The organism is Corynebacterium striatum, assembly GCF_016728105.1.
GTDB classification, from domain to species: Bacteria; Actinomycetota; Actinomycetes; order Mycobacteriales; family Mycobacteriaceae; genus Corynebacterium; species Corynebacterium striatum.
Genome location: NZ_CP068158.1, coordinates 1,736,838 through 1,762,755, shown reverse-complemented (window position 1 = coordinate 1,762,755; position 25,918 = coordinate 1,736,838). Strand labels below are relative to the sequence as shown.

Below are 25,918 nucleotides of genomic sequence, written 5' to 3'. Positions count from 1 at the left end.
CCAAATGTCCCTTAAGCCGTCAGACTGAGCGCGCCACGATGAAGTCGCGGAACTGCTCCACGGGCGGGGCGTCATCGCCGGGGCGCCACACGAGGCCGAGTTCGCGGAAGGCAGGTGGCTCCAACGGGATGAGGTTGCGGGCTTGGAGATAAGGGTCGTCGAGGGGAAGCAGTGCGGTGCCGAGTCCGGCGTCGACAAGCCCGGCCACAGTGGTCAGCTCCATCGATTCGAACACCAGCCGCGGGGAGAATCCCGCTTTGGTAGCGAGGGCATCGAGAAGCATGCGCGTGCCATAGCCAGGCAACATGCCGATGAATGGCTCATCGCGGAAATCAGCGATGTCCACGCTTTGCCGCCCCGCTGCCCAATGCCCCTCAGGCACGGCGAGACCGAGACGCTGCAGCTCAATCTGGTGCCAGCCGATTTCCGTCACGCTCGATGAGGGTGCCGATTCGCCTGACTGCGCCACCCCTGCCGGACGCGGGCCCACAAGGGCGAGGTCCGACTCGCCGGCAAGCACGCGCTCGACGAGCTCACGCGCGGCTCCTTGGTGTAGCCGTATATCGACGTGCGGGTGCTGGGCGCGATAGGCCTTGACCAGGTCAGGGACCATCCAAGTGCCCAACGAATGCATGAAGTCAAGGCGCACGGTTCCCCGCTCAGGATCCATAAGGCGTGCCACCGCATCGCGCGCGGCGGTCTGCGCGCTGAGCATAGTCCGCGCATATTGAACAAAAGCCACCCCGCGGGAGTTGAGGACCAGCCGCCGCCCTGTGCGGGAGAACAAGCTCGCCCCGAGCTGCTGCTCAATTCGCTGCACACGCCGAGTCAACGCCGATTGGGAGATCCCCAGGTCATCAGCTGCAGCACCCACCAAGCCTTGCTCGGCCACGGCGACTACTCCGCGCACATCCTCGAGATTCATCGCTTGGATTCTTCCTGTAGTTTCTTCCTGCCGAGCAAAATCATGCTCGCTATGCCATGCGTATCACGCCATGCGCATCTGACCATGCATGTTATGCATGGAAATATATGGTTTCACACATTTTACACATGCTTTGGAAGCGAGCATCCTAGATGCATGACCAGAACCCGGCGCGCCACACTCGCGATGCTCTTCGTGGGCCTCGCAATCTTCTCCTGTTTGTACACCACACAGGCCATGCTGCCGACCTTGGTCGACCAGATGGGTCTAAGCTCCACGCAAGCCGCGCTGACGATTTCTGCAGCGACCGGTTCGCTGGCTGTATGCGTGGTCCCCGCCTCGATCCTGTCGGAGCGCTTCGGCCGCGGGCGTCTGCTTATCATCTCCGCCATCGCAGCGACGGTGCTCGGGCTCGTGGTGCCACTAGCCCCGAATGCCGCCACGCTCATCGCGTTGCGCGGCCTCCAAGGTGCAGTGATGGCTGGCGCACCTGCCACGGCAATGGCCTGGCTCTCGGAAGAACTCGACGCCAAGGATCTTGCCCGCGCGATGGGTCTCTATATTGCCGGCACCTCCATTGGGGGCCTTAGCGGGCGTCTTATCCCCACGGGAATTTTGGAATTTAGTTCTTGGCGCTGGGCGCTACTCGGTTCTGCCTGCGTCTCCCTGCTCTTCGCGGCGATCTGCATCATCCTGCTTCCTGCGCAGCGCAACTTCACGCCGAAGTCCATCCGCTTGGGCAATGAACTGCGCGCCATCTTCGCCCATTGGCATAATCGCCAGCTCGCGCCCCTGTTCCTAGTCGCATTTTTGGCGATGGGCACCTTCGTGTCCATGTATAACTTCTTGGGATTTAGGCTCATTGAGCATTTCGGTCTCGCCCCGGCGTTGGCGGGTTCGGTGTTCCTCTTCTACCTCACCGGCACGTGGTCCTCAGCACGCGCGGGCAAGTTGGTGCAGCAGATTGGTCATGGCAAGACGTTGTTCGCCTCGTCGCTACTTTTCACGGTGGGCATCGCGCTATGCGCTGGCCCGCTGCCGGTGGTGTTGGTAGGAATCGTGGCACTGACGGTGGGATTCTTCGCAGCGCACTCCACGGCTTCAGGTTGGGTGGGCCACCTTGCCACGCACGACCGCGCTGAGGCTTCAAGCATGTACGTGTTTTGTTATTACTTCGGCTCTTCCGTGGTGGGCGCGGTGGCAGGGCTGCTTTTCGACGCCCTCCCCTGGGCCGGCTTCGTCGTAGTCTATACGGGGCTCGCGGTGGCACTTACTGTGCTGACTTTGACCTTGAGAAAAAACGAATAAACTCGTGTTTTATGGATAAGTGGTCAGCACGCACGTGGCATCGACGGGCTTCTCGTCCCGTGACTATATGGATGATGGTCTTCATCATCGTGGGTGCGCTCCATACTTTCACCCCTAACGCCCGATGGGTGCTCATTCACCTGTTTACGCTGGGCATCCTGACCAATTCCATCGTGGTGTGGTCGCAACACCTGACTGAGAAGTTCGTCCAAGCACGCCTTCCTGATTCCGCCCGGCCGCGCCAGCTCTACCGCATCTATATGCTCAATGCGGGCATTGTCTTGGTCCTCATCGGCCAGCTCCTCCACAAGGCTTGGGAGCAGCACTGGATTCTGACGCAGGTGGGCGCCACGATTGTTGCCGCAATGGTGGCCTGGCATGGAGTTTCCCTCTTTGGGCAATGGCGTGAGGCAAAGGACAAGCGCTTCCGTCCGGTGATTGCGGCCTATGTAGCCTCGGCATTCTTCTTGGCGGTGGGCGCTACTCTGGGCGCGTTACTTTCGGTTTATCCGGCACATCCACGCCTACTCATCGCGCACGTCACCGCCAACGTTGGCGGTTTCGTTGGGCTGGCAGCCGCAGGTTCGCTGACCATCTTGTTCCCCTCCATCTGGCGCACCAAGGGCGTCAACAAGCGGATGCGCTCGAGCTTCACGCTGCTGGCGGTGGGCGTTGTGGTCACCCTGTTGGGCACGATTGTGAACCACCCTGAAGCCGGACTCATCGTCTATTGCCTGGGCTGGATACTTAGCCTCGAGGGCTGGGTAGGCAATGTCCTCACTGTGGCCAAAGATCCGCGCGGGCGCATCAACTACCCGTCTGTCTCCATACTGGCTGCCGCCTTTTGGTTGGTGGGCGCGCTGACCTATTATACGGTGCAGCACTTCTTTAGTTCTGAGCCGGCTATCCCAACGCTAGCTTTGGTGATTGGCTTCGCCGCGCAGTTGTTGTTCGGTGTGATGAGCTACCTGCTGCCCACCACGATGGGCGGCGGACCCGCTGCTACCCGCGCTGGCCTGCGTGAGCTTAACCGCGCGGGCTTGCTGCGCGCGACTTTCATCAATGGCGGCGTGGCCATCTGGATGGGTACCTCCAGCTCGTGGGCCATGATTCTGGCAGCGCTGCTGTGTCTCGGCTCGCTCGCGGTCTACCCCATCTTCATCGTCCGGGCCGTGAAGGCGCAAAAAGCCGTTCTACAGAAAAAGGCCGAGGGTCCAGCCCCAGAGACCACTGTCCCCTGGGAGCAGGTCGCACTTGGCCTCGTCATCTTGGCCCCGCTTCTGCTCCTCTAAAAGCCCGTACCAGTCTCGGGCTCGTAGTCAGAGTCGTATTCACTGTCGTCGGTGGGCCAGACAGGGCTCACCGTCAAGGTAAAAGGTCTAAGGCCTAGGGGACGGAAATGGCTCCAAGATTGGGCACGCCTGGCGCGCCGGCGCTCATGAACTCGCGGATTGCGCGGGTGGCTTGTACATCGCCTGCGTTGTAGTCAAGGATCTGCTGGCGAACTTTAAGATCACCGGCCAAAGCTTCGCGCCTTGCGTTGACGGATTCCTCGCCGTCGAAGTCCTCCGGCCACTCAAATCCGGCCAGCGGCGCCACCGTCTTCAGCCCCAGGCCATAAGGGCCCGCGAAATTACGCTTGACATGCACAAACATATCGACCCACTCGCCCGAAGAGATGAATTCCTCCACCTCCGCCAGGGCAGGTCTGCCAAAGCGCTTCGCTGACATCCGCATCCAGTGGTTCTCCCCGTGCGCCGAGTAGCAATACGCAGCAAAGGTCTTACCCGCAGCGTGTGCTTCCGCGCGCAGGCCCATGAGCCAGGACCAGAATTCCTCAAAGTTTGCCGCCTCAGCTCTGCCACCGAGCGGCTCCCACGTCACGAATGCGCGATACTCGCCCTGGTACCAAGCACCCCAGAGATAGGCGCCTTGGTCGAGATAGGCCTCCATGTCCACGTCTACTTCCACGTCGGCACGGGGCACTTCGATGCCCACGCTTGGCGACGCCGCCGCGCGCCGCAGCAGCGGCTGCCCTTCCCGCCAGGCCTGGGCCAACTGAGAGGGTTCGCCAAGGTGGGCATCGATAAGCGCCTGCACTGTCTCAATGCCGCGCTCCCGGTATGGGTTCGCACGATCGCCCGGCAAGAACAACGAGATATCATCGCGCTCTACCAACTCAGGCTCGCAAAGCTGCCAGAAACGGCACGTCGCACATTCTTTTACCCGACGCGGCCCCGTCGGCAGAGGCTGCGCTAGCGCACCCTCAACGTTGTAACGGGACGTGTCAGTAAAAAAGGCTTGGGAGCGATCCTGCCCTATCGCGCCGCCCCGGCCAGAGTTCAAGCCCAACTCCTCCAGCGCCAGCGCCGCAAATGCCAGCCGGTAACCATCCACGGCATGGTGGCGAATCTTGTACGGCATCTCAAGCGGCTCGCTCAAACCGATGCGATGAGTCGGCACCGCCAGAGTGCGTGCCCTCTCATTGCGCCGAGCGACGCGGTGATTCGACACGATAACTGGTGTGTACTTTTCGCCCTCTTGCAGGAGAAGATCTACCTCCACCTTCCATTCATCGGTGGCAAAGACGGCATTAGTGATGTGCGTGTAGCCATAAGCCAGCGCCTCCAGCGTGGCCATGGAGCGTTCCCACTCATCCCCTTCAATATCGATGCGTCGGAAACGCCCGGGTGCCTTAACCGGCAAATTCGCCAAGGCTGCGTCGACAGCCGCAGCATGCCGCTCGGCCCTAGCCAGCGAAGCATGCGTGCGCGGAATCTCCGGGTGGGCACGCCGCTGCACGAGCCTATAACGACACCCCACGAGGTCCGCAGCACCAAGCACATCCTTCACAACGGGTGAGCTTAATAGAACAGCAAGGTAAAGTTGAACCCAGACAAAAAGCAAAGGATGAAAATGAGCATTATTAAGAAGATTAAGAAGGCCCGCCGCGAAGCACGCGCGGAGCTCAAAGCAGCTAAAACCCGCGTAAAGGCGGAAGTTAAGGAAGCCTCCAAGGCACAGAAGCGCCAGCAGAAGCTGCTGGCAAAGCAAGAGAAGGCACTCATCAAGTCCGAGGAAAAGGGGTTAAAGAAGCGCCGCAAGCATGAAAAGAAGATGGCACAGCTGGAGCTGGATAAGCTCAAGAATGGCCGTCTAAACAAGAACAATGTCAAGCGCTACGCAGGCGCATTGCGAACCGCTGCGCCGCTGCTCCTGCCGCTCATTTACCGCGGCGTCGTAGCCGCTCAAGGCCAGCTGGAGGCCAACCGTGCCAAAAAGGCAGGCCTGACTACTGACCAGCTCGCTTCCTTCTCCGGCCATGGAGCTTCCCTGAAGGCACGCACCACAGGTATCCGTAACTCCCTTAAGGAATCCAACCTTCCGGCTGGCTTTAAGCGCGACATCAAGGAGCGCCTGACCGAGGTGGAAGCCTCCATCGATAACGCTGAGTTCATGACCGATCAGCAGCGCCGCCGTGTTCACAAGACCATCGAGGGCGAGATCGATAACATCACTGCTGAAGTCCAGAAGCGTTTACAGGACTAAGTTCCGACAAAAGCCCCTTCTAAAGAACGCCTTGTTCGCGGGCTGCTGCTACAGCAGAAGTACGGGAGCGCACCCCCAGCTTGTCGTAAATATGTACCAGGTGCGACTTCACCGTGGCTTCCGAAAGCATAAGGTCCTGTCCAATCTCGCGATTTGACGCGCCCGCGGCCACGAGCTTGAGTACCTCTAGCTCGCGTGGAGTCAACGAGGTACGAGGGGTGCGCACACGCGTCATGAGACGGTCCGCCACAATCGGCGAAAGCGCAGAGTCACCATCCGCGGCCGAGTGCACGGCAGCCAGCAGCTCGTGCGGCGGCGCATCCTTCAGCAGGTATCCCACAGCGCCTGCTTCGATGGCGCCGAGGATATCTGCATCCGTGTCATAGTTTGTTACCACCAGGACCTTTGGTGGAGTGCTCATCGAGGAGCGAATGGCCGCGGTTGCCTCAGCGCCACCCATCACGCGCGTGCCCTCGATTCCTGCGCCAAAACGAAGATCCATCAAGATCACGTCGATACCGCCGGCCTGCGCCGCGGAAACCGCAGCCTCCGCCGTTGCTACCTCGCCGACAACCTCAATGTCCTCTGCGCCTTCGAGCACAGATCGCAGCCCGAGGCGAACGATCTCGTGGTCATCTGCCAGCAAGACCCTAATCACGTGCTCTGCCTCCTAAAGTGGTTGAGAAAATCATCCAAAAGTTTAATTTACAGGGTTATCTAAGGGCATACTAACTGACACCGCGGTACCTGACCCCGGGGTGGACTCAATGATCACTTCGCCGCCGAGCTCCTCCGCGCGTCGGCGCATCGCCGAGAGCCCAATGTGCCCCAACCCCGCCGGTTTGTTCTGTACTGCCGTTACGTCAAAACCGTGCCCGTTATCGACTACGTCCACGCGCACTTCACCCGGCGCGTAAGTTACGGTAATGCGCGCACGTGTTGCCTCCGAATGTTTGACCACGTTGCCCACCGCTCCCTGCGCGATGCGCAAGAGGGCAGCCTCGACCTTCATCGGCAATTTGAGCACGTCGCCCTCAGAGTCGACTTCAACGTCAAGCCCGCTCGTGGCAGCGAAGTTCTCCGCCATGCGCGTGAGCGCCCCTTCCAGGGAGGCCTCAGCAAGCGCTGGCGGCTGGAGTGCTGCAATCATGGCGCGCGCTTCATGCAGGTTATCTGCTGCGGTGCGGCGTGCAAGTTCGATACGCTCTTTGGCGCGCGGCACGTCTTCTGTGTCGAGATCTCGATCCGCTGCGTGCAGCAGCATTTGGATGGAGGACAGGCCTTGGGCGAGAGTATCGTGGATTTCGTGCGCAATGCGCTGGCGTTCAGCAATCATTCCGCTCTCCCTTTCTGACTCTGCCAGCTGAGAGCGGGTCTCAATCAGCTCACGGTTCATCAGGGACAAGGCACGAAACGCATAATAGATCGCCACGGTCACCAGTGCAGAGACCGCTGGGCCCATAACGCCACCGAAGGTCAGACCCCCAGGAATCTGCACCGTAACGGAAATGATCGTCGCGATAACTACGCAGACCACACCCGCATACAAGTCGAGCACGTAAAGGTAGAGGAAGAAAAGGGCGAAGACCAAGTAGATAGCTGCCGGAGCTACGAACATGTCCGCCAGCCACACCACCGTCAGAATGACGAGCCACAGGTACCGCGCCCCACGCGGCCACTGCTCCACGTAGACGGAACCCGCGAAGTAAACCACTGCAAAAGCGGTCAACAACAACAGGTTGATGACTGCCTGCCACAGCGGCAAACGCACGGTGGTAAAAATCGCAACGACAAGCAACGTTGCAGTAAGAATATGGATGCCGTTGCGCAAGGCCTCCGTATCTGGCGAGCGCTGATCTATTGTGGACATCATGCGAAAAAGCCTACTGTCCTCCCTCATGGTCGTCACGCTCGCCCTATCTGCCTGCGATTCCCAAGGCTTATCTTCCCCCGAACTTTCGGCAGCGCCTGACGACGCCTCCCCCACCGCCGCGGCACTACCCAACGACGGTTTGCCCATCGACACCACCGCAGAGGCCAGCGCCGACCAGGATTGCCCTTACCTGGACTCCCAGTGGGTTGCCGATACCAACGGCCAGAGAATGACCCGTGTGGCCGTCGATCAGCGCTTTAAGACGCCCGCTTGCATCTTCTGGTCCTACCCAGAGGACCCACAGGCCACAGTCATCGTTCGCGAAATGCCCTCGGTAGAAGAAGCTCGTGCGGTGGTTGACTGGGCAGCGCCCGTTGACTCCACAGAGCCTGCGGAATTCGATGGCTGGTCCGGCGGACGTGGTGTCTTCGAGGATTCCTACTCGGTCTTCGCGGTGCAAAAGGACAACAAGGCCGTGCTCGTCTGGTCCAACCAGGCGCAGACCTTGAAGGCGGAGCTTATTACCAAGGAAACGATTAAGAACTTGGCACTCTAAGCCCTCAGGAGTTGAAGCGACGTTAGACTGCGACGTCGTTGTACGGCATCATCGTCGAGACCCACGGGAAAACAACTTCCATAAGAAGGAAGAACACTCCAACCGCAATCGCAATCGCGAGTATCACCTTGACCACTGTGGGGCCTGGCAAAAGATTCCAAAGTGCGCGGTACATTTAACTCTCCTCCAGTACGGCCGGGATCTGTCCCTTTACCTTCGGCTCGTGCCCGACTTCCATCGCGTGGACGATCATGCGTTCTGCATTCGAAAACTGCGGGTGGCAAGTGGTTAGGGTGAGCAAGGCCTCTGATGCCTGCTCCACTGGCGTATCCATCCCTGGGATGGGGTTAATTACGGCACCATCATCGGGCAGCGTTATGTGGCGGCCATTGATGCCCTGGTATTCGGGCTTAGCCTGCTGTTCCGGGGTAAAACAATCGGCCTGCACGCCATCGATTGGCATGACGCGATAGGTAATCCATTCTGTTTGGGTCTCAATCACAATGGCGTCGCAGGTCTCAAGATTGCCCAAATCGTTGAAAGGCGCACCTTTACCCACGCGGTGACCCGCCACACCAAAATTTCCTAACTCGCCTGGCATCTGGGTGTCGGCATAATGTCCAGGTCCGCGTAAGAGGTCTTCATCTTCCGTGCCTTCCAAGATGGCAAAGTGGAAATCGGACCCGAAGGTAGGAATATACATACGCGCAAAAGCCTCGCCAAGCTCGGGTTTTAGTTTACCGCGAGGGTTGTGCCACTGGGTATCGAGCTTCTCATTGGCTTTGTCCTGCAACTTCCCGGACTCTAGATTGGTCCAATACGCCTCATAGAAGGAAAAAAGCAGCAAGATCACGCCAGCGGTCAGCATCAACTCACCGATGACGGTGCTCACTCCGGTCTTAGTCATGGAATTACCTTAACCGCTGTACAGTAAGAGTGCCCTATCCATGGATCGCAAAGGACAATCATGCTCGAAGTTTTCATGTACCCCGTTTCCGGCATCTTGAAACTATGGCACCTGCTCTTTGCCTCTTTTCTTGATGAATCCATGGCCTGGCTCGTGGCGATCGTATTCCTCGTTCTTACTGTTCGCAGCTTCATCGCACCACTGAACTGGCTGTCCGTTCGCTCAGGTCGCATCAGTGCTTTGATGCGCCCCGAAGCCAATGCAATTAAAGCTAGGCTTGACGCCGCAACCACGGTAGAGGAGGCAGTCGCAGCCTTACAGGATCAAAAAGAACTACACGAGCGCTATAAGTACAACCCGCTCGTGGGCTGTCTACCTGTTTTCATCATTGTGCCCTTCTTCCTCGGCCTCTACCAAGTTGTGCTGCGTGCCTCGCGCATCGGACAAGTGGACCACGTCGGCCTGCTCACACCTGGCGATGTCACGTCATTTCGCGCTGCGCTACTCAACGGTGTGCCGATTACGGACTTTGCCCGTGAACACCGTGATCTTGTAGTTCCCATCCTGGTGCTGGCCATCGGCTTCACCATTCTTAACATGATCATCACCCAATACCGCAGCTTCCTCACCTTGCAGTTCGATGAGAAAGTGCCACGACGCATGTTCTGGTTCATGTTCTCGATGATCATTTTGATGCCATGGATACTGTGGAGCGCAGCAATGAGCGGACCAATCCCTGTCGCCATCATCTTCTATTGGGCTTGGACCTATCTCTACACACTGGTCCAAACTTTGGTCTACGAATACATCATGTACCGCCGTTACCCGCTTACCGACGCCGTGATACAGCTGCGGCGTGATAGCTTCCGCGCCTGGCGCAACAAGGACACCAAAAAGAATAAGAATCCCGAAGGGCTCAGCAAGGAAGACCTACGTGCAAAGCGCAAGCACCACGCCCAGATCCTGGGTGAGGCGCGCAAGCAAATTAGATTGAATAGTCAGCAGGCGGCTCAGAAAGAAGCTGAATAGCGAGTTCCCGCGCCGTCTTAAGAGGCGATAGTTCGCGGGTCAGCCTAGCACCGGCCATGCCGCCATCTAGGAAAATAAGTAGCTGGCTAGCCTGTGTTGCCGAGGGATAGCCATTCTTCGCAGTCAGCAGTGCCGTCATAGTGGAGTGCATCCAATTGCGGTGCTCCATACAGGCTGCAACGATTCCCCGCTCAGCATCAGTTTCGGGGCGCGGGTATTCGCCCGCTGCGTTGAGAAAGTGCGAGCCGCGGAATTCCATATCGGGCTGTTCTTCGATTGCCTTATCAAAGAACGCAAGCACCTTCTGGTGCGGATCCGTAAGCCCCTCAGTGCGCGCTTCCCAGTCAGCTCGGTACTTCTCATCGAGGGACTCTACGTACGCAATGACGAGTGCGTCTTTTGAGCCGAAGAGGGAGTAAAGGGATGCTTTGGCCACGTCAGCTTCGCGGAGAATGCGGTCGATGCCGATGACACGAATGCCCTCAGTGGTAAAGAGATTGGTCGCGGACTCGAGGAGTCGGCTGCGCGGGCTCGGACGATTCCTGCGCGACTTCTTTTCTGGCATATCCTCTCCTAAAACGACGAAACCGGTTCATCTACACAATATAGACAAACCGGTATGTTTGCGAATTAGATTCGGATCTACTTCGCCGACTTCTTGGTAACGAGACCAACAATCCACAGAAGCAAACAAGCACCCAAGGTGGCGACGACGATCATCATGATCCAGCCATTCGGGGAGCTCGAACCGAAGAAGGACATAATGCCTGCGCCCAAGAGACCGCCAAGTACACCGACAATAAGGTTAGTCAGCAGGCCGTGATCGCGTTTCATGATCTTCTCAGCCAACCAGCCAGCAATAATACCGACGATAATCGAACCAAAGAATCCTAGACCCATACCCATAGCAATCTTCTCCTTTTAGTATCAGTTGTTTCAGCTACAAGTACCATGGTTCCAGCATTTTTGGGAAAAAGAAAGGAGCGATCTGTCTTTCCGCAGGTCGCTCCTAAAATCGTGTCTCAATCGTTAGTAGATTGCCAGCCAATTCGGCTGGTTGCCAGCTATTAAGCAGAGTCTGGGCGCACAACCATCATTGGGCAAGGCGCCGACTGCAGCAGTGCACGGGAGGTAGATCCGAGCAGCATGCCCTTGAAGCCACCACGTCCATGAGAACCAACGACGAGCAGCTGGGCGCCATCGGAGGCGTCGGTAAGCGCACGCACCGGACGGTCGCGGGCGATGAGCTTCTTTACCTGAACGTTCGGGTACTCCTCCTGGAAGGAAGCGATGCGCTCGGTCAGCAGCTCCGCCTGTTCCTTCTCGACTTCTGCCCACTCAGCCTGGGCTGCGGACAGTCCGGCGAGGGAAGCCTGAACCTGCATGTCCATCCAGGTGTGAACCGCAATCAGCTCTGCGCCACGAGCGTCAGCTTCCTTGAAAGCGTACGCGGTGGCCTTCTGGGAAACCTCAGAACCGTCGACACCGACAACAACCGGACCGTACTTGTTCAGCTCGGTGACGTTGTTGTTCTCACGGACAACAACAACCGGGCAGGCAGCGTGGGAAACCACGGAAGCGGAAACAGAACCCATCACCATGCCGGAGAGGCCACCCATGCCGCGGGAACCCATGACAATCATGGTGACGTCCTGGGACATCTCCAGGAGCATATCAATCGGGGAACCCTCTGCGACGGTGTGTCCGATCTTCAGCTCTGGAGCAACCTCGTGCGCAATCGCGCGACCCTCTTCAATCTTCTCGAGGGTTTCAGCCTGCAGATCCTCAAAGAGCTCCTTTGGGGGAACCATGCCTTCTGCATAGAGGAACTGTGGCATCGTGTAGCTGGAGGCAATGCGGAGAGGAATACCACGCTTGAGGGCAGTGTTAGCTGCCCAACGAACAGCGTTCTTGGAGGCTTCCGAACCATCTACGGCAACAACAACAATGTCTTCCTTGGCCATGTTCTTTCCTTTCAGGTGGTTATACCATCAAGTGTAGTACGTATTAACCAATCTCCGCAGTTGTTGCAGCGCCTGCGTTAGCTGGGAAAAGTACGCTGTAAATAAACTCCGCGACCTTGGCAATTACAGCGCCAATGCCGGTGGAGAAGAATTCAATTACCGGTGCAAGAAGAGAGTCAAAATCCATGGAGAACAGACTAGTACATATGCGCAAAGGCTTCAGCCCGTTGCCGATTAAAGATGGGTTGAACCCCACCCGTGCGCGTGTACCGGAAGGCTCTATTTCAGCCTGGGCTTTTCTCGAGCACCTCATTCAGACTCAACGCCACCGGCACCCAGACGACAACGCGGCGGCGCTCCAAGCACGCTTCGACGCAGGCGAAGTGGTCTTGCGCGATCAAACAGTGCTGAAACCAGAGACCCTGCTCACCAAGGACCAGGACGTCTTCTTCTATAGGATCCCTGCACCGGAGGAGCCGGTACCTTACGACATTCCGATCCTGTTTGAAGACAAGCATTTGCTGGTGGTGGACAAGCCACCTTTCATGGCCACGATGCCGCGTGCCAAGCACATCGTGCAGTCCGCGACGGTTCAGATGCGGCGCATCACGGGCATCGATGACCTGTCGCCCGCGCATCGGCTAGACCGGCTCACGTCAGGCATCCTCGTGTTTACAAAGACCAAAGAAATTCGTGGCGCCTACCAAACACTGTTTGCGGAACGACGAGTCCACAAGACTTACGAGGCTATCGCCCCGCTTTCCGACGTCCCCGTCGGCGCCATGTGGGAGTCACGCATTGAGAAAACCCCGGGTGAGATCCAGGGCAGGCTGGTAGCGGGCGAACCAAATGCTTTCACTGAGGTTGCCGGCGTTAACCCCGTGGATAACGAACCCTACGAAGCTATTCACGGTCCGCAGCCGCCTTTGGCTAAGTACACGCTCAAGCCGAAGACCGGAAAGACGCACCAGCTTCGCCTACATATGTGGGAGGCCGGTGTGCCGATCCTTGGCGACCCCGTCTACCCGGTTACCTTCCCCGCCGACGCCGAAGACATGCGCGTACCAATGCATCTCACCGCGACACGCATCGAGTTCATCGATCCTCTGACTGGAAAACCAAGGGAATTCGTTTCGAATTTACCTTTAGTAGCCCATCATTTCCTCCACCCATAAATGTTGTAATTCGTACGTCGATCCCAGCGACAAAATAAGCAGCGGAAATGATGCAAACCGAACACGGCTATTGATACGCCCAAACACAGAAACAAGCAATAAACACCCAGTTGCCCAAGATTAATTTCCCAAAATAACGAGAAAATCAGACCATCACCGGAGACGTTGGCCTCACCTAAAGTCGCAAACAACGACTTCTAGGCGACAAACGCTTGGCCCTAATCGCACGCAGCGGGATAGAGCACGACGCAAATAAGCTCGCCTAGCTCGCCTACCGGACTAAACTTTAACGTCACTGTGTCCATAGGTTAGAGCCCCAGCCAATAAGGTGGCATGCACCTCCACCCGCGATCAACACCCAGGATCAAATCCTGCCCCAATTCCGAGCACACCAACACGAAGGCGCCCCATGCACCAACGCGCTATAGGAATATCAACAAAACAAGCCCCGCCGATCTGAGGCCTAACCTCACGCAGCTCCCAAAGACTCGACCACGACGCTACAACAGAAAGCGGAAACCACTAGTCGAGTTCCCGCTCCCAGGCATTAAAACCTATCGGATCGACAAAATGCCCCGCCCAAGGCTACGGGCGACCTCAATACAAACACTCCAGCATTCCCTAACGACACCAGACTTGAAACGAAACCACGCCGGGTCAAAGGAATGATGTGATTTGAAACAGAAGAGACTGAATACGGAGTTATAGAAACCCGGCCCGATCCACCCCTGGAGCCCAAATAGAGAAAAAGACAACCAGCTAGGCCGACCGATATCAGAGAATAAGACAAGGGAACGGTTAGCCGACCCGCACAACCAATCGCCTTCCTCCGCGCGCAGTACTCGAATCTGCGCCCAATTATCCATGGAAACCACCTTTCCAATTCTGGTTGAATGGGCTACTATTCGACCGCTGCTACTGGGCTACTTTTCAACCGTCATTAACACCTTCTTCAACCCCCCTTCTAAGCGAGTCGTAGGAGAGAAATTTCAAATCTTTCGGTGCATATCGTTCCGAGTGCCGGCACCTGGATCGAACCAGAAGACGTCCAAGAACTGATGCACTGCTCATCGCTAAGGCCGTGGCCAACTATGGCAAAACGATCAAAAGAGGGCTGGTCCCTGACGTTGTAGTCAGGAACGGGCCCTCCAGAAAGACGAAAAGAAGGAGCATTTCCCTTGTGGTGGGTTGTGCTCCTTCTTGTGTATGTAGTTGTTGTTTGTTGTTTTATGTCGGCGGTAACTTACTCTCCCACAACCTCCCGGTTGCAGTACCATCAGCGCGGGCAGGCTTAGCTTCCGGGTTCGGAATGGGTCCGGGCGTTTCCCTGTCGCTATTGACCACCGACAAACTTTCGGGGCAGCAGAACTTTTGTGTTCTGGTGTTCCGGTGTTGTGTCAGATACTGCATAGTGGACGCGAACACGTGTGTGTGTTTCTTTTTGTTTGTGCACGGTAGTGTCGTGTGTGTTTGTTTTGGTCTATTAGTACCAGTAGACTCCACACCTTGCGGTGCTTCCATGTCTGGCCTATCAACCCCATAGTCTTTAGGGGACCTCAAATGAAACCTCATCTTAAAACAGGCTTCCCGCTTAGATGCTTTCAGCGGTTATCCCTTCCGTACGTAGCCAACCAGCGATGCTCCTGGCGGAACAACTGGCACACTAGAGGTACGTCCGTCCCGGTCCTCTCGTACTAGGGACAGCCTTCTTCAAGTTTCAACGCGCGCGGCGGATAGAGACCGAACTGTCTCACGACGTTCTGAACCCAGCTCGCGTGCCGCTTTAATGGGCGAACAGCCCAACCCTTGGGACCTACTCCAGCCCCAGGATGCGACGAGCCGACATCGAGGTGCCAAACCATCCCGTCGATATGGACTCTTGGGGAAGATCAGCCTGTTATCCCCGGGGTACCTTTTATCCGTTGAGCGACACCACATCCACAAGTAGGTGCCGGATCACTAGTCCCGACTTTCGTCCCTGTTCGAGCTGTCACTCTCACAGTCAAGCTCCCTTGTGCACTTACACTCACCACCTGATTGCCAACCAGGCTGAGGGAACCTTTGGGCGCCTCCGTTACATTTTGGGAGGCAACCGCCCCAGTTAAACTACCCACCAGGCACTGTCCCCAACCCAGATCATGGGCCAAGGTTAAGGTATCCAATCCGATCAGAGTGGTATTTCAACAACGACTCCACGCGTGCTGGCGCACACGTCTCATAGTCTCCCACCTATCCTACACAAACCGAACCGAACACCAATACCAAGCTATAGTGAAGGTCCCGGGGTCTTTTCGTCCTGCCGCGCGTAACGAGCATCTTTACTCGTAGTGCAATTTCACCGGGCCTGTGGTTGAGACAGCAGGGAAGTCGTTACGCCATTCGTGCAGGTCGGAACTTACCCGACAAGGAATTTCGCTACCTTAGGATGGTTATAGTTACCACCGCCGTTTACTGGGGCTTAAATTCTCAGCTTCACCAAGCAAAGCTTGATTAACCGGTCCTCTTAACCTTCCAGCACCGGGCAGGCGTCAGTCCATATACATCAACTTAACGTCTTCGCATGGACCTGTGTTTTTGATAAACAGTCGCTTCCCTCTATTCTCTGCGACCCCACAACGCTTCCCACCGCAAAGAGTGTTCACGCCATAGGGTCCCCCTTCTCCCGAAGTTACGGGGGCATTTTGCCGAGTTCCTTAACCACAGTTCACCCGAACGCCTTAGTATTTTCAACCTGACTACCTGTGTCGGTTTGGGGTACGGGCCGAGTATATACATCGCTAGAGGCTTTTCTCGACAGTACGGGATCACCAACTTCACCAATTAAGGCTACGCATCACGTCTGAGCTAACAAGTGCGGATTTACCTACACCATCACCTACACGCTTACACCAACAATCCACTAAGCGGCATGGCTACCCCACTGTGTCACCCCATCGCTTGAACCACACATCAGGCCCCACGGCTTGCCACCATGTTAACCCCAAAGGGTCAACCACAGTAACGCACGGTGGTTAGTATCAGTGCTTTATCAGGGGCGCATATACTCGGGTACCAGAATATCAACTGGTTATCCATCGACTACGCCTGTCGGCCTCGCCTTAGGTCCCGACTCACCCTGGGAAGACGAACTTGACCCAGGAACCCTTAGTCATCCGGCGGGAAGGATTCTCACCTTCCAATTCGTTACTCATGCCTGCATTCTCACTCGCACACACTCCACGCCTCCTCACGGTAACGCTTCAACACGTGCACGACGCTCCCCTACCCAATAACAAAATATTATTGCCGCGGCTTCGGCGGTGTGCTTGAGCCCCACTACATTGTCGGCGCAGAACCACTCGACCAGTGAGCTATTACGCACTCTTTCAAGGATGGCTGCTTCTAAGCCAACCTCCTGGCTGTCTTCGCGATCCCACATCCTTTTCCACTTAGCACACCCTTAGGGGCCTTAACCGGCGATCTGGGCTGTTTCCCTCTCGACTATGAAGCTTATCCCCCACAGTCTCACTGCCGCACAACACATTAATGGCATTCGGAGTTTGGCTGACATTGCTAAGATTGTAGTCCCGCTCAACCAACCAGTAGCTCTACCTCCACCAAGCTAATGCGACGCTGCACCTAAATGCATTTCGGGGAGAACCAGCTATCACGGAGTTTGATTGGCCTTTCACCCCTACCCACAGCTCATCCCCGCAGTTTTCAACCTACGTGGGTTCGCGCCTCCACAGCATCTTACTGCTGCTTCACACTGGCCATGGGTAGATCACCCCGCTTCGGGTCCAGGACATGCCACTAAACACCCCATTAGGATTCGGTTTCCCTACGGCTACCCCACACGGGTTAACCTCGCGACATGCCGCTGACTCGCAGGCTCATTCTTCAAAAGGCACGCCATCACACACAAAAAGTGCTCTGACGGATTGTAAGCACATGGTTTCAGGAACTATTTCACTCCCCTCCCGGGGTACTTTTCACCATTCCCTCACGGTACTATCCACTATCGGTCACACTGAGTATTTAGGCTTACCGGGTGGTCCCGGCAGATTCACAGCAGATTCCACGAGCCCGCTGCTACTCGGGCAACCCAACAACCCACACACCATCATCTTCAGCTACAGGACTATCACCTTCTACGGCAGGCGTTTCCACACCACTTCACCTAACAACAATGCGCGGGCAGGACGTCAGTAGCCATCCTCATCAGGGCCCACAACACCGCACACACAACCCCTACCAGGTATCACATGCACACGGTTTAGCCTCATCCACGTTCGTTCGCCACTACTAGCAGAATCATTATTATTTTCTTCTCCTACGGGTACTGAGATGTTTCACTTCCCCGCGTAACCCCCACAACAGCTATGAATTCACTGAAGGGTAACACCCCATAACAGGTGCCAGGTTTCCCCATTCGGACATCCTCGGATCAACGCTCAATTGACAACTCCCCGAGGCTTAACGCAGCCTTTCACGTCCTTCATCGGCTCAGCATGCCAAGGCATCCACCATGCGCCCTAAATAACGAACACACAACCAACACAACAAACAAACAACATAGGGCACAAACCCCAACGCTGCTGCCCATCGTGCCGGCGTGAACTACACAAAACACAAAGAATATAAGAAATTACACATCCCAAACAACAACACACAAAGCATCATTGCTTGGGGATGCTCGCGTCCACTATACAGTTCTCACACAACACCCCAACCACCAACAACAACCACACATCAAAGAATCCATGACCGTATCAATGACTGGGCAACACCAGGACAATAATGCCCCAGACACCCAACAATGCACCAACATACACACCACCACACAACACACACAGTGCCATGCGGCTGGCCTACCACTTTGAAAATAACCAGACTGTTTAAGGTATGTCTCCACCCGATTAAACAAAATTGCTGGCAGTACAACACGCGTGTACTCAACCAACACACCCACAACTGTGGGCACAAAAATAATGCTCCTTAGAAAGGAGGTGATCCAGCCGCACCTTCCGGTACGGCTACCTTGTTACGACTTCGTCCCAATCGCCGATCCCACCTTCGACAGCTCCCTAACGAGTTTGAGCCACTGGCTTCGGGTGTTACCAACTTTCATGACGTGACGGGCGGTGTGTACAAGGCCCGGGAACGTATTCACCGCAGCGTTGCTGATCTGCGATTACTAGCGACTCCGACTTCATGGGGTCGAGTTGCAGACCCCAATCCGAACTAAGGCCGGCTTTCAGCGATTCGCTCCACCTCACAGTGTCGCTGCGCGTTGTACCGACCATTGTAGCATGTGTGAAGCCCTGGACATAAGGGGCATGATGATTTGACGTCATCCCCACCTTCCTCCGAGTTGACCCCGGCAGTCTCTCATGAGTCCCCAACCAAATGCTGGCAACATAAGACAAGGGTTGCGCTCGTTGCGGGACTTAACCCAACATCTCACGACACGAGCTGACGACAACCATGCACCACCTGTATACAAACCACAAGGGAGGACGTATCTCTACGCCTGTCTTGTATATGTCAAGCCCAGGTAAGGTTCTTCGCGTTGCATCGAATTAATCCACATGCTCCGCCGCTTGTGCGGGCCCCCGTCAATTCCTTTGAGTTTTAGCCTTGCGGCCGTACTCCCCAGGCGGGGCGCTTAATGCGTTAGCTACGGCACAGAAGACGTGGAAGCCCCCTACACCTAGCGCCCACCGTTTACGGCATGGACTACCAGGGTATCTAATCCTGTTCGCTACCCATGCTTTCGCTCCTCAGCGTCAGTTACTGCCCAGAGACCTGCCTTCGCCATCGGTGTTCCTCCTGATATCTGCGCATTTCACCGCTACACCAGGAATTCCAGTCTCCCCTACAGCACTCAAGTCAGCCCGTATCGCCTGCACGCCCGGAGTTAAGCCCCGGAATTTCACAGACGACGCGACAAACCACCTACGAGCTCTTTACGCCCAGTAATTCCGGACAACGCTCGCACCCTACGTATTACCGCGGCTGCTGGCACGTAGTTAGCCGGTGCTTCTTATACAGGTACCGTCACTTACGCTTCGTCCCTGTCGAAAGGAGTTTACAACCCGAAGGCCTTCATCCCCCACGCGGCGTCGCTGCATCAGGCTTCCGCCCATTGTGCAATATTCCCCACTGCTGCCTCCCGTAGGAGTCTGGGCCGTATCTCAGTCCCAATGTGGCCGTACACCCTCTCAGGCCGGCTACCCGTCGACGCCTTGGTAGGCCATTACCCCACCAACAAGCTGATAGGCCGCGAGCTCATCTTGCACCGAAAAAACTTTCCACAACTGACACTAAACAGCTGTCCTATCCGGTATTAGACCCAGTTTCCCAAGCTTATCCCGAAGTGCAAGGCAGATCACCCACGTGTTACTCACCCGTTCGCCACTCGAGTACCCGCAGCAAGCTGCAGGCCTTTCCGTTCGACTTGCATGTGTTAAGCACGCCGCCAGCGTTCGTCCTGAGCCAGGATCAAACTCTCCACAAAAAATTTCAGCACAAAAGCCAAAAAATCAGGCCGTGAAAAGCCCAAACCTAACAAAAAGACAAACCAACCAAAAACCAACACCACTGAATAATCAACAACATTGACTCTTAATAAGGCTGGCAAATCCAAAAATTACTATACAAAGAAAAATCACAACCACCCCCAACCCGACGGGGCAAAATAAAGGGGGCAGTCAAACCACAAAAAATGATTCACGCAATCTCAATGCATACCAAACAAATAAACTTAATTATTTACAATCGCGCCCCAAAAGGCCCGATCCGGCACACACCACACCAACCAAACACCTAGCCTGGTCAGCACAATCACGATCACCACAAAGTAGTAAAAAGTACATTGGCACACTATTGAGTTCTCAGACATCATCACCACACAACAAACAGCCACCACCTAAATGGCAACAGCTCATCATGAGCAAAAAATTTATTTTTGTCAGGGCCTGTTTTCCTCCCGCCACTTCAGCCAGTCACAATGTGACTGTGGGGCGCTGTCGGTCGCGCTGACTCACATAAAGTTACACACCACTTTGAAACTTCACAAATCCGCTGGTGATTGCATCTTTTTAGCCTCTTATGCCTAACCACTTTTTCAGTCCTGAAGCGTATGGATTCACTCGTCGCACGTTAACGGGCAGCAGCACCGCCCACAGCACGTACGTAACGGCCGCCGCGAGCATCATCGGCAACCCGTCGAGCATCTCCTCCATTCGCAACTCGAAGATGGCTACCGTTGCAGCGGCAATCAGCACCGGCATGTAGACGGTCTTCCACGAACACAATTCAACTGAGACAACGAGTGCGGGCACCAGGAAGCCGAATGCTGCAATGAACCAAATAGGCTCACCCACAATCAGCCAGCTAAGCCCAACGCCAAGGAGGCTCGCCGCCGGACTGACCAAGCTTGCGATAATGACGTGTCGCGCCCAAGTACTTTGACTGCCGCCAAGCGTGACGAAGTTGGCCAAAGAATCAAGGTGTTGCACACAGGTCGTCGTCATGGCCAAGATGGCCATTGTCATCAGCATGTTTCCTATATTCGGTCCGTTCTCAGGCCATATGTTGCTGATGAAGGCGTTCGCCACCGCTGCGATACACAGAACCACCCAGCCGATAAGCCAACCGCGAACCAACGGGCGGTAGACCAACTGACCTTCAAGGCTTACTGGGAAGCGCCCAAAGCTATCGTTGCCTGGCGTATCCGTTAGAAGGTCTTCGACCGTCATAGTTTTGGCTTCGGCTTTCCAACGGATCAGCTTCCACGCGAGGATTAGCACCGTAATAGCGATCGCAATCCACCAACGCAGATAGATGGTCAAAATGCCAGCAATCACAGCTGGCAAAAGCGCTGCGATGCGACCGTATCGAGTTTTAGTGGCCGTGTTAAGCCCTAATGGCTGCGCTTTGTTTTCGTGTGGGGCGGCAGCAAAAATACCGGCCCACAGAGCGACGAGCACGAAACTCGCAATAACCGCATTACCGGCGCGTCCCGCCAGGAAGACTCCACAAAGCAAGAAAATCGACAGCAGCAAGTTTCCCCAATTCAGCGTGTTAAAGAAAAGCTTCACTGGGCACCTCCTAGCGCCAACACCGCCTCTTCCAGGGTGACTTCCTGCGCGCGTAGCCCGAATTCTGCCGCCTGATCGAAGACGCACTCGGCGAAGTTGGGGCGGGCGTCGATAAGCACACGCTCTGCGTGGACCGAGGAATGGCGGGCCAATACCGGCAACTGAAGGCGCCCCAGTGCCCTATCTACTTGTTCCGCAGGGCCCGTCACCGCCACGATGCAGTCGACGAGGCTTTCAATGGGGCCAGACAAGGGGGCTTCGCCAAGCAAAAGCACCGTGTCGAGGTAGCCCTCAATCTCATCGAGATGATGGGTGGACACCACAATCGTGCGTTTGCCCTGTTCCTCCCGGAGGACCTCAAGAAAGCGCTGACGCTTATCGACATCGAGGCCCAGGTAGGGCTCATCCAGCAGCATCAACTCGCAGCCGGAAGCTACGGCGAAGATAAAGCCCATCGCGGACTTCTGACCGCGGGACAAGCCGGAGTAGTTCTTCTTCGGGATCGTAAATTGCGCGGCAAGTTCTTCAGCCCGCTCCTGGTTCCAAGTCTTCCACCGCGCCTTACCAATGCGGAAGAGCTTGTCTACGTTCCAGCCATCGAAAAGCGGGTTATCAATGCCCATCAGGATGATGCGATCCATGATCTTCTGGTTGTCAAAGGGACGCTCCCCAAAGACTTTCAACCCCTCCGACTTGAGCTGGCCTGCGATCATGCGCAGCAGCGTCGTCTTGCCCACTCCATTGGGACCCACCAGGCCGTGGGTCAGGTTATCTTCGAGCGCGAAAGACAGCGCCGGAGCATTTTGCATAGCTAGGTTTTCGGCTTTAATCATTTCGACCACTCCGGGATACGTTGGGTATTTGCGTACAGCGGGTAAAAGTAATGAACGGGCAAAACAAGGACGATGCAGACTACGCATACGATCGCGCCGGTAGGCTGCGACATTTCCACGCCCCGAATAAACCCGAGAAGGCTCATTCCTCCTATCACTCCAACGAGGCCCAACCACAAACTCGCATTGCACAACACAAAGAACAGGACATAAAGTCCTACATTCACGAAGAGATCCGCGGGCGCAAGCAGCCCACTTAGTGCAAGCACGCACACCAAACCGAGCAAGCCCGTGCCTAGGTTGTGGCGGCGCCAGGAGCGGCGCGTGCGCCCGAATGCCTGCCACATGTAAAGGGAGTCGCCAAAGATCCAGCTGCTACCAAGGGCGCCAAAGAGGACGGGAATTGCCCAAATAAATGGATCCCGCACTGAAGGGAATACGCCGGGGAGCAACTTCTGCCAAGCGAAGAGCAGGCCGCCAACGATGACGGCAGTGGATAGTATGACTTTCCACCGCGAGCCCTTCGAATCTTTAACGGCGGTGCGCTTGCGCTCACGATCTTTATCACGGATTTGCTTGTATAAATACCAAACGACGAAAAGTGCGACTAGCCCGGTGATTCCCAGCGCTTGCGGCAGTGGGATAACACCAATATTGAACACGGCAATGACTCCGACCACGAGCACCGCGAGGGGAATATTCAAACGAAGGAAATCCGCGCGCCGGTAGCCAAAGGCCTTGAATGCCGGAAAAGGGACCAAGAGTGCAACGGCCAAATTGAGACCCAAGCACGAGTACATAACCTGCGAAACTAGGGGGAAGTCTGTCCAGAACCGCGCCGAGGAAAAAACTACAATCAGTACCACCGCGGCGAGACAGCGCCACCAATAGTCGGTGATGTGGTGCCAAAACAGGCTAAACATGGGTTTAAACATCGAGCCCTCCCATCGCGAGCTTCACTGCGTCTTCCAAGTTGACCGGCTTGCCTTGGGCGACGCCGCGCTCCACGATGACGCGGGTATTGCCACCTACGGTCTCCTTAGCGAGCGCCGCCTCTTCCAGCTCTGCGGGTAGGGACCCGGTAACGGCGACTTCAACGAGGGCGTCGTCAAGCAGGGCGGCATCAAAAGTGCGAACAACGCCGTCGCGCAGCACTAGGTAGCTGTCGACCACTTGCGAAGTTGCGTGCAGATCGTGGGTCGCCAACACCACCGTGCGCGGATGGGCCTCCAGCTCAGCGAGGAGCTCACGATAGAAGGCCTCATGGTTATAGGCATCGAGACCCAGGTAAGGCTCATCCAGCAGAGTTAGCGGCGCACGCGCCGCAAGAGCAATGACAATGGCCAGCATGGAACGCTGGCCGCGGGAAGCCGAGCCATGGCGCGTGCTCAGATCGAGGCTGAAGACCTCGATGAGATGCTCCGCCACCTCCTGCTGCCAGTGGGGGTAGCGCTGGGCTGCAACCTTCACAATCGCGCCAAACTTCCAGGAACGCGGGTAGGCGGTGTCCACGCCAGCGAAAACCACCTGGTCCATCACCTCGGCGTTATCGAAAGGCGCTTGCCCGAATACCTCAATTTTTCCCTTGTAACGCGCCTGTCCGGCCAGCAGCGAAAGCAGAGTGGACTTGCCTGTGCCGTTGCGGCCAACGAGCCCGTAGATGCGGCCTTCCGCTAGCTGAATATTGACGCCGTCCAGGACAGTCTTGCGGGAGAAAGACTTGGAAACCCCCTGCGCGGTTGCAACGGTGTTTGCGGTAATTGCAGCGTTTGCGGTGTTCGCGGTGTGTGCGGTCATGAGTAGAGTCCTCTGCTTTCTGCGACACGGTGGACAAGTTCTTGTAATTGCTCGCGCGTATACCCAAGGCGGACGGCCTCATCGACGAGCGGGGCGACGTATTCGGCGGCGAAGTCATTGCGGCGCCGCTGGCGGATTCTTTTGGTAGCGCCGGCCGCCACGAACATGCCGATGCCGCGGCGTTTTTCTAGAATTCCGAGTTCAGTCAACAAAGCAATCCCCTTTCGCGCCGTGGCGGGGTTGATGTTGTGGAAGGCAGCTAGCTCATTCGTCGAAGGCGCCTGCGCCCCTTCTTCCAGGCCACCTTCCACGATGGAGTCCTCAATTAGCGCGGCGATCTGTCTGAACAACGGCTGCGTTGAGTTATCCATGTACGCCTGCACCTCCTCGCTTACTCGATGGGTCAGTTACTCAACTAACTAACCGAACAAGTACCTCAGATTTTAGATTCGCGCAAGAGCAAAACTTTTCTAGGCCTCCTGACCTGCCAGTTTCCTCGAAGACATCGACGTTTAGTGACTAATGGGGCACACTGGAAACCAAAGCAAATTTAGTTAGAACTATTAGAAACGGAACTTAGGAGCCATGCTTGAACGAACACTTGTCTTCGTTGACACGTCTTACCTGCTTGCGAGCTTTTATAACTCATGGGAAACCGGAGCTCGCGCGCAACTAGAAATAGACCTCCCAGAGGTCGTAAATAATCTCGGTTCCATGGTGGAAAACCAGCTCGGAAACCGCATCCACCGCCAGTACTGGTACGACGGAATCCCTGACACCGGCCCACACCGCTACCAGCGCGCACTGCGCACCTGTGATGGCGTGCAGCTTCGCACCGGCCAGCTCATCGAATGGGGCGAGCGCCGCACCCAAAAGGCAGTCGATACCCGCCTCGTTGCCGACATGATTCTCGCTGCAATGAAGCAGCAGGTCACCGACTTTGTTTTGGTTTCCGGTGACGCCGACATGATCCCGGGCGTACAAGAAGCCGTAAACGCGGGCGTGCGCGTGCACCTCTACGGCTTTGGCTGGGACTCCATGTCCTCCGCACTGCGCCACGCTTGCGACACCACGACCATTCTCGATCCGCGCGAAGATTTCGCCGACGCAATGGAGCTGCAGGTTCTGGAAGGCCCACTGCCGCCGACCATTCGGGAACCGCACAACGGCCACGATGAGCTGCCAGAACTGCCCCAGCACGACGAGTGCGCCGAGCCCTCCGAAGCGGAGGCAGCATTCGCCTCCGCACCAAAGCCGAAGCCAGCCGCATCACCGGGCTCTTCCTCCCCATCTCCCGCCGACCTTGCAGCAGGCACCGCTCCGCAGGCATCCAAGGATGGCGGGGCCGATTCCACTGAAAACGGCTCAGCCGAGATCGCCAAGACTCCCGCCCCCGTTTCCGCAGGTGACACGCAGGGCTCTAACGGCACGTCGACCCCTGAGAAGCCTTCGTCAGGTGCATCCGACGCTGCAGCCGAGTCTGGCTCCCCAAAGCCGGCCGCGCCAAAGCCGTCGATGATGGCGCCTCGTCGCAAGCTGCGCTCAAAGTACGTGCCGCTTCCCGAGGAGGTCTGGACTTCTGCAGGATTCCAGTCACCTTTCGACGTCGGCCAGCAGTATGCGTCCTGGTGGTTCGAGAACGCGGCTAGCGCGGAACAGCGCGACCAGGCCCACCTGCTCTCCGGCGGTGGACTTCCGCCTGAGATCGACCGTCCGCTGCTGCAATTCGCCTGTGAGACTCTGCACGAGTACACGCTGACCGAATCCCAGCGCGTCAACCTGCGCGACGGCTTCCACTCCGGCATCCGCGGTGTCCTCATCACCGTTCGCCGCAACGAAAGCTAGAGCCGCAAGAGTCCACAAGAACGTAGTGAGTCTCAAAGCGGCAAACAAAAAGGAGGTCGGCCCTCATGGGGGG

General features: G+C 56.5%; 22 protein-coding genes and 3 rRNA genes. 7 read left to right on the top strand and 18 right to left on the bottom strand.

Translation table 11 applies throughout. The features are described 5' to 3' along the window. Positions 1 to 19: 19 nt before the first annotated feature. Positions 20 to 925 carry a LysR family transcriptional regulator gene (locus tag I6I72_RS08355; RefSeq protein WP_049064294.1) on the bottom strand — a complete coding sequence of 302 codons (906 nt, stop codon included), beginning with the start codon at positions 923 to 925 and terminating at the stop codon, positions 20 to 22. 156 nt (positions 926 to 1,081) lie between these two features. Here I6I72_RS08355 and I6I72_RS08350 point away from each other — a divergent pair, with 156 nt between their 5' ends. Beyond that, complete coding sequence (locus I6I72_RS08350; protein ID WP_049146766.1) at positions 1,082 to 2,233, top strand: MFS transporter; 1,152 nt, start codon at positions 1,082 to 1,084, stop codon at positions 2,231 to 2,233. Positions 2,234 to 2,244: 11 nt separating this feature from the next. Next, the gene (locus I6I72_RS08345; RefSeq protein WP_236081450.1) at positions 2,245 to 3,525 is read left to right on the top strand and encodes a copper oxidase; all 1,281 of its coding nucleotides are present in this window, start codon (positions 2,245 to 2,247) and stop codon (positions 3,523 to 3,525) included. Between the two features lie 94 nt (positions 3,526 to 3,619). On the opposite strand, the gene I6I72_RS08340 is transcribed toward I6I72_RS08345, so the two are convergent. After that, positions 3,620 to 5,086: a TM0106 family RecB-like putative nuclease gene (locus I6I72_RS08340; protein WP_172453485.1), complete on the bottom strand. Its 1,467-nt coding sequence runs from the start codon at positions 5,084 to 5,086 to the stop codon at positions 3,620 to 3,622. Between the two features lie 63 nt (positions 5,087 to 5,149). Here I6I72_RS08340 and I6I72_RS08335 point away from each other — a divergent pair, with 63 nt between their 5' ends. Beyond that, positions 5,150 to 5,782: a DUF6474 family protein gene (locus I6I72_RS08335; protein WP_049146764.1), complete on the top strand. Its 633-nt coding sequence runs from the start codon at positions 5,150 to 5,152 to the stop codon at positions 5,780 to 5,782. Positions 5,783 to 5,801: 19 nt separating this feature from the next. Here I6I72_RS08335 and I6I72_RS08330 read toward each other — a convergent pair whose 3' ends face one another. Both I6I72_RS08330 and I6I72_RS08325 read right to left on the bottom strand, forming a co-directional pair. Next, entirely contained in the window at positions 5,802 to 6,440 is a 639-nt protein-coding gene (locus tag I6I72_RS08330) for a LuxR C-terminal-related transcriptional regulator (RefSeq protein WP_005529414.1), read from the bottom strand. A gap of 42 nt (positions 6,441 to 6,482) precedes the next feature. Continuing rightward, a complete protein-coding gene (locus I6I72_RS08325) occupies positions 6,483 to 7,655 on the bottom strand; it encodes a sensor histidine kinase (RefSeq protein ID WP_049064301.1) in 1,173 nt (390 codons plus the stop codon). Between I6I72_RS08325 and I6I72_RS08320 the strand changes: the two genes are divergently transcribed. Beyond that, the gene (locus tag I6I72_RS08320) at positions 7,654 to 8,211 is read left to right on the top strand and encodes a DUF2020 domain-containing protein (RefSeq protein WP_049146823.1); all 558 of its coding nucleotides are present in this window, start codon (positions 7,654 to 7,656) and stop codon (positions 8,209 to 8,211) included. The genes I6I72_RS08325 and I6I72_RS08320 overlap by 2 nt on opposite strands. 22 nt (positions 8,212 to 8,233) lie before the next feature. Here the strand turns inward: I6I72_RS08320 and I6I72_RS08315 are convergent, their stop codons facing one another. Further along, positions 8,234 to 8,386, bottom strand: coding sequence for a hypothetical protein (locus I6I72_RS08315; RefSeq protein ID WP_046645857.1), 153 nt, complete (start codon positions 8,384 to 8,386; stop codon positions 8,234 to 8,236). Beyond that, a complete protein-coding gene (locus I6I72_RS08310) occupies positions 8,387 to 9,118 on the bottom strand; it encodes a class E sortase (RefSeq protein ID WP_049146762.1) in 732 nt (243 codons plus the stop codon). 60 nt (positions 9,119 to 9,178) lie between these two features. Between I6I72_RS08310 and yidC the strand changes: the two genes are divergently transcribed. After that, on the top strand, positions 9,179 to 10,147 hold the full coding sequence (yidC, locus tag I6I72_RS08305) for a membrane protein insertase YidC (protein ID WP_049146760.1): 969 nt from the start codon (positions 9,179 to 9,181) through the stop codon (positions 10,145 to 10,147). On the opposite strand, the gene I6I72_RS08300 is transcribed toward yidC, so the two are convergent. From I6I72_RS08300 to I6I72_RS08285, 4 genes are all read right to left on the bottom strand, one after another. Next, complete coding sequence (locus I6I72_RS08300; protein WP_046645855.1) at positions 10,104 to 10,712, bottom strand: TetR/AcrR family transcriptional regulator; 609 nt, start codon at positions 10,710 to 10,712, stop codon at positions 10,104 to 10,106. The two genes, yidC and I6I72_RS08300, sit on opposite strands and share 44 nt — an antisense overlap. Positions 10,713 to 10,789: 77 nt before the next feature. Next, positions 10,790 to 11,053, bottom strand: coding sequence for a GlsB/YeaQ/YmgE family stress response membrane protein (locus I6I72_RS08295; protein ID WP_005529400.1), 264 nt, complete (start codon positions 11,051 to 11,053; stop codon positions 10,790 to 10,792). Positions 11,054 to 11,214: 161 nt separating this feature from the next. Further along, on the bottom strand, positions 11,215 to 12,111 hold the full coding sequence (locus I6I72_RS08290; protein WP_005529399.1) for a universal stress protein: 897 nt from the start codon (positions 12,109 to 12,111) through the stop codon (positions 11,215 to 11,217). A gap of 43 nt (positions 12,112 to 12,154) precedes the next feature. Next, entirely contained in the window at positions 12,155 to 12,298 is a 144-nt protein-coding gene (locus tag I6I72_RS08285; protein ID WP_005529397.1) for a hypothetical protein, read from the bottom strand. On the opposite strand from I6I72_RS08285, the gene I6I72_RS08280 reads away from it, so the two are divergent. Then, positions 12,246 to 13,286 carry a pseudouridine synthase gene (locus I6I72_RS08280; protein ID WP_193387746.1) on the top strand — a complete coding sequence of 347 codons (1,041 nt, stop codon included), beginning with the start codon at positions 12,246 to 12,248 and terminating at the stop codon, positions 13,284 to 13,286. The two genes, I6I72_RS08285 and I6I72_RS08280, sit on opposite strands and share 53 nt — an antisense overlap. A 1,230-nt stretch (positions 13,287 to 14,516) precedes the next feature. Here the strand turns inward: I6I72_RS08280 and rrf are convergent. The 8 genes from rrf to I6I72_RS08240 all read right to left on the bottom strand — a co-directional run bounded on the left by rrf (position 14,517) and on the right by I6I72_RS08240 (position 24,371). After that, positions 14,517 to 14,634, bottom strand: a 5S ribosomal RNA gene (gene rrf, locus I6I72_RS08275). Positions 14,635 to 14,750: 116 nt separating this feature from the next. Then, a 23S ribosomal RNA gene (locus tag I6I72_RS08270) occupies positions 14,751 to 17,815 on the bottom strand. Between the two features lie 452 nt (positions 17,816 to 18,267). Beyond that, positions 18,268 to 19,785 (bottom strand): 16S ribosomal RNA (locus I6I72_RS08265). Together the 16S, 23S and 5S rRNA genes form the textbook arrangement of a ribosomal RNA operon. Before the next feature lie 583 nt (positions 19,786 to 20,368). After that, positions 20,369 to 21,370: a hypothetical protein gene (locus tag I6I72_RS08260; protein ID WP_049146925.1), complete on the bottom strand. Its 1,002-nt coding sequence runs from the start codon at positions 21,368 to 21,370 to the stop codon at positions 20,369 to 20,371. Continuing rightward, complete coding sequence (locus I6I72_RS08255; RefSeq protein WP_193391053.1) at positions 21,367 to 22,203, bottom strand: AAA family ATPase; 837 nt, start codon at positions 22,201 to 22,203, stop codon at positions 21,367 to 21,369. The genes I6I72_RS08260 and I6I72_RS08255 overlap by 4 nt, the downstream gene beginning before the upstream one ends. Next, entirely contained in the window at positions 22,200 to 23,003 is an 804-nt protein-coding gene (locus tag I6I72_RS08250) for a hypothetical protein (RefSeq protein ID WP_201806721.1), read from the bottom strand. Before I6I72_RS08250 ends, I6I72_RS08255 begins: the two co-directional genes overlap by 4 nt. 127 nt (positions 23,004 to 23,130) lie before the next feature. Continuing rightward, complete coding sequence (locus I6I72_RS08245) at positions 23,131 to 24,000, bottom strand: ATP-binding cassette domain-containing protein (RefSeq protein WP_049146922.1); 870 nt, start codon at positions 23,998 to 24,000, stop codon at positions 23,131 to 23,133. Beyond that, positions 23,997 to 24,371 (bottom strand): GntR family transcriptional regulator, encoded by a 375-nt coding sequence (locus I6I72_RS08240; RefSeq protein WP_034657647.1) that lies wholly within the window; start codon positions 24,369 to 24,371, stop codon positions 23,997 to 23,999. Before I6I72_RS08240 ends, I6I72_RS08245 begins: the two co-directional genes overlap by 4 nt. 214 nt (positions 24,372 to 24,585) lie before the next feature. On the opposite strand from I6I72_RS08240, the gene I6I72_RS08235 reads away from it, so the two are divergent. Next, a complete protein-coding gene (locus I6I72_RS08235) occupies positions 24,586 to 25,845 on the top strand; it encodes an NYN domain-containing protein (RefSeq protein ID WP_049146920.1) in 1,260 nt (419 codons plus the stop codon). Positions 25,846 to 25,918: the final 73 nt, after the last annotated feature.

Coding starts and splice junctions, on each gene's coding strand:
- I6I72_RS08355 (WP_049064294.1), bottom strand. CDS start 925: ATGAATCTCGAGGATGTGCGCGGAGTAGTCGCCGTGGCCGAGCAAGGC.
- I6I72_RS08350 (WP_049146766.1), top strand. CDS start 1,082: ATGACCAGAACCCGGCGCGCCACACTCGCGATGCTCTTCGTGGGCCTC.
- I6I72_RS08345 (WP_236081450.1), top strand. CDS start 2,245: ATGGATAAGTGGTCAGCACGCACGTGGCATCGACGGGCTTCTCGTCCC.
- I6I72_RS08335 (WP_049146764.1), top strand. CDS start 5,150: ATGAGCATTATTAAGAAGATTAAGAAGGCCCGCCGCGAAGCACGCGCG.
- I6I72_RS08320 (WP_049146823.1), top strand. CDS start 7,654: ATGCGAAAAAGCCTACTGTCCTCCCTCATGGTCGTCACGCTCGCCCTA.
- I6I72_RS08325 (WP_049064301.1), bottom strand. CDS start 7,655: ATGATGTCCACAATAGATCAGCGCTCGCCAGATACGGAGGCCTTGCGC.
- I6I72_RS08315 (WP_046645857.1), bottom strand. CDS start 8,386: ATGTACCGCGCACTTTGGAATCTTTTGCCAGGCCCCACAGTGGTCAAG.
- I6I72_RS08310 (WP_049146762.1), bottom strand. CDS start 9,118: ATGACTAAGACCGGAGTGAGCACCGTCATCGGTGAGTTGATGCTGACC.
- yidC (WP_049146760.1), top strand. CDS start 9,179: ATGCTCGAAGTTTTCATGTACCCCGTTTCCGGCATCTTGAAACTATGG.
- I6I72_RS08300 (WP_046645855.1), bottom strand. CDS start 10,712: ATGCCAGAAAAGAAGTCGCGCAGGAATCGTCCGAGCCCGCGCAGCCGA.
- I6I72_RS08295 (WP_005529400.1), bottom strand. CDS start 11,053: ATGGGTATGGGTCTAGGATTCTTTGGTTCGATTATCGTCGGTATTATT.
- I6I72_RS08290 (WP_005529399.1), bottom strand. CDS start 12,111: ATGGCCAAGGAAGACATTGTTGTTGTTGCCGTAGATGGTTCGGAAGCC.
- I6I72_RS08280 (WP_193387746.1), top strand. CDS start 12,246: ATGCCGGTGGAGAAGAATTCAATTACCGGTGCAAGAAGAGAGTCAAAA.
- I6I72_RS08285 (WP_005529397.1), bottom strand. CDS start 12,298: ATGGATTTTGACTCTCTTCTTGCACCGGTAATTGAATTCTTCTCCACC.
- I6I72_RS08255 (WP_193391053.1), bottom strand. CDS start 22,203: ATGATTAAAGCCGAAAACCTAGCTATGCAAAATGCTCCGGCGCTGTCT.
- I6I72_RS08250 (WP_201806721.1), bottom strand. CDS start 23,003: ATGTACTCGTGCTTGGGTCTCAATTTGGCCGTTGCACTCTTGGTCCCT.
- I6I72_RS08245 (WP_049146922.1), bottom strand. CDS start 24,000: ATGACCGCACACACCGCGAACACCGCAAACGCTGCAATTACCGCAAAC.
- I6I72_RS08240 (WP_034657647.1), bottom strand. CDS start 24,371: ATGGATAACTCAACGCAGCCGTTGTTCAGACAGATCGCCGCGCTAATT.
- I6I72_RS08235 (WP_049146920.1), top strand. CDS start 24,586: ATGCTTGAACGAACACTTGTCTTCGTTGACACGTCTTACCTGCTTGCG.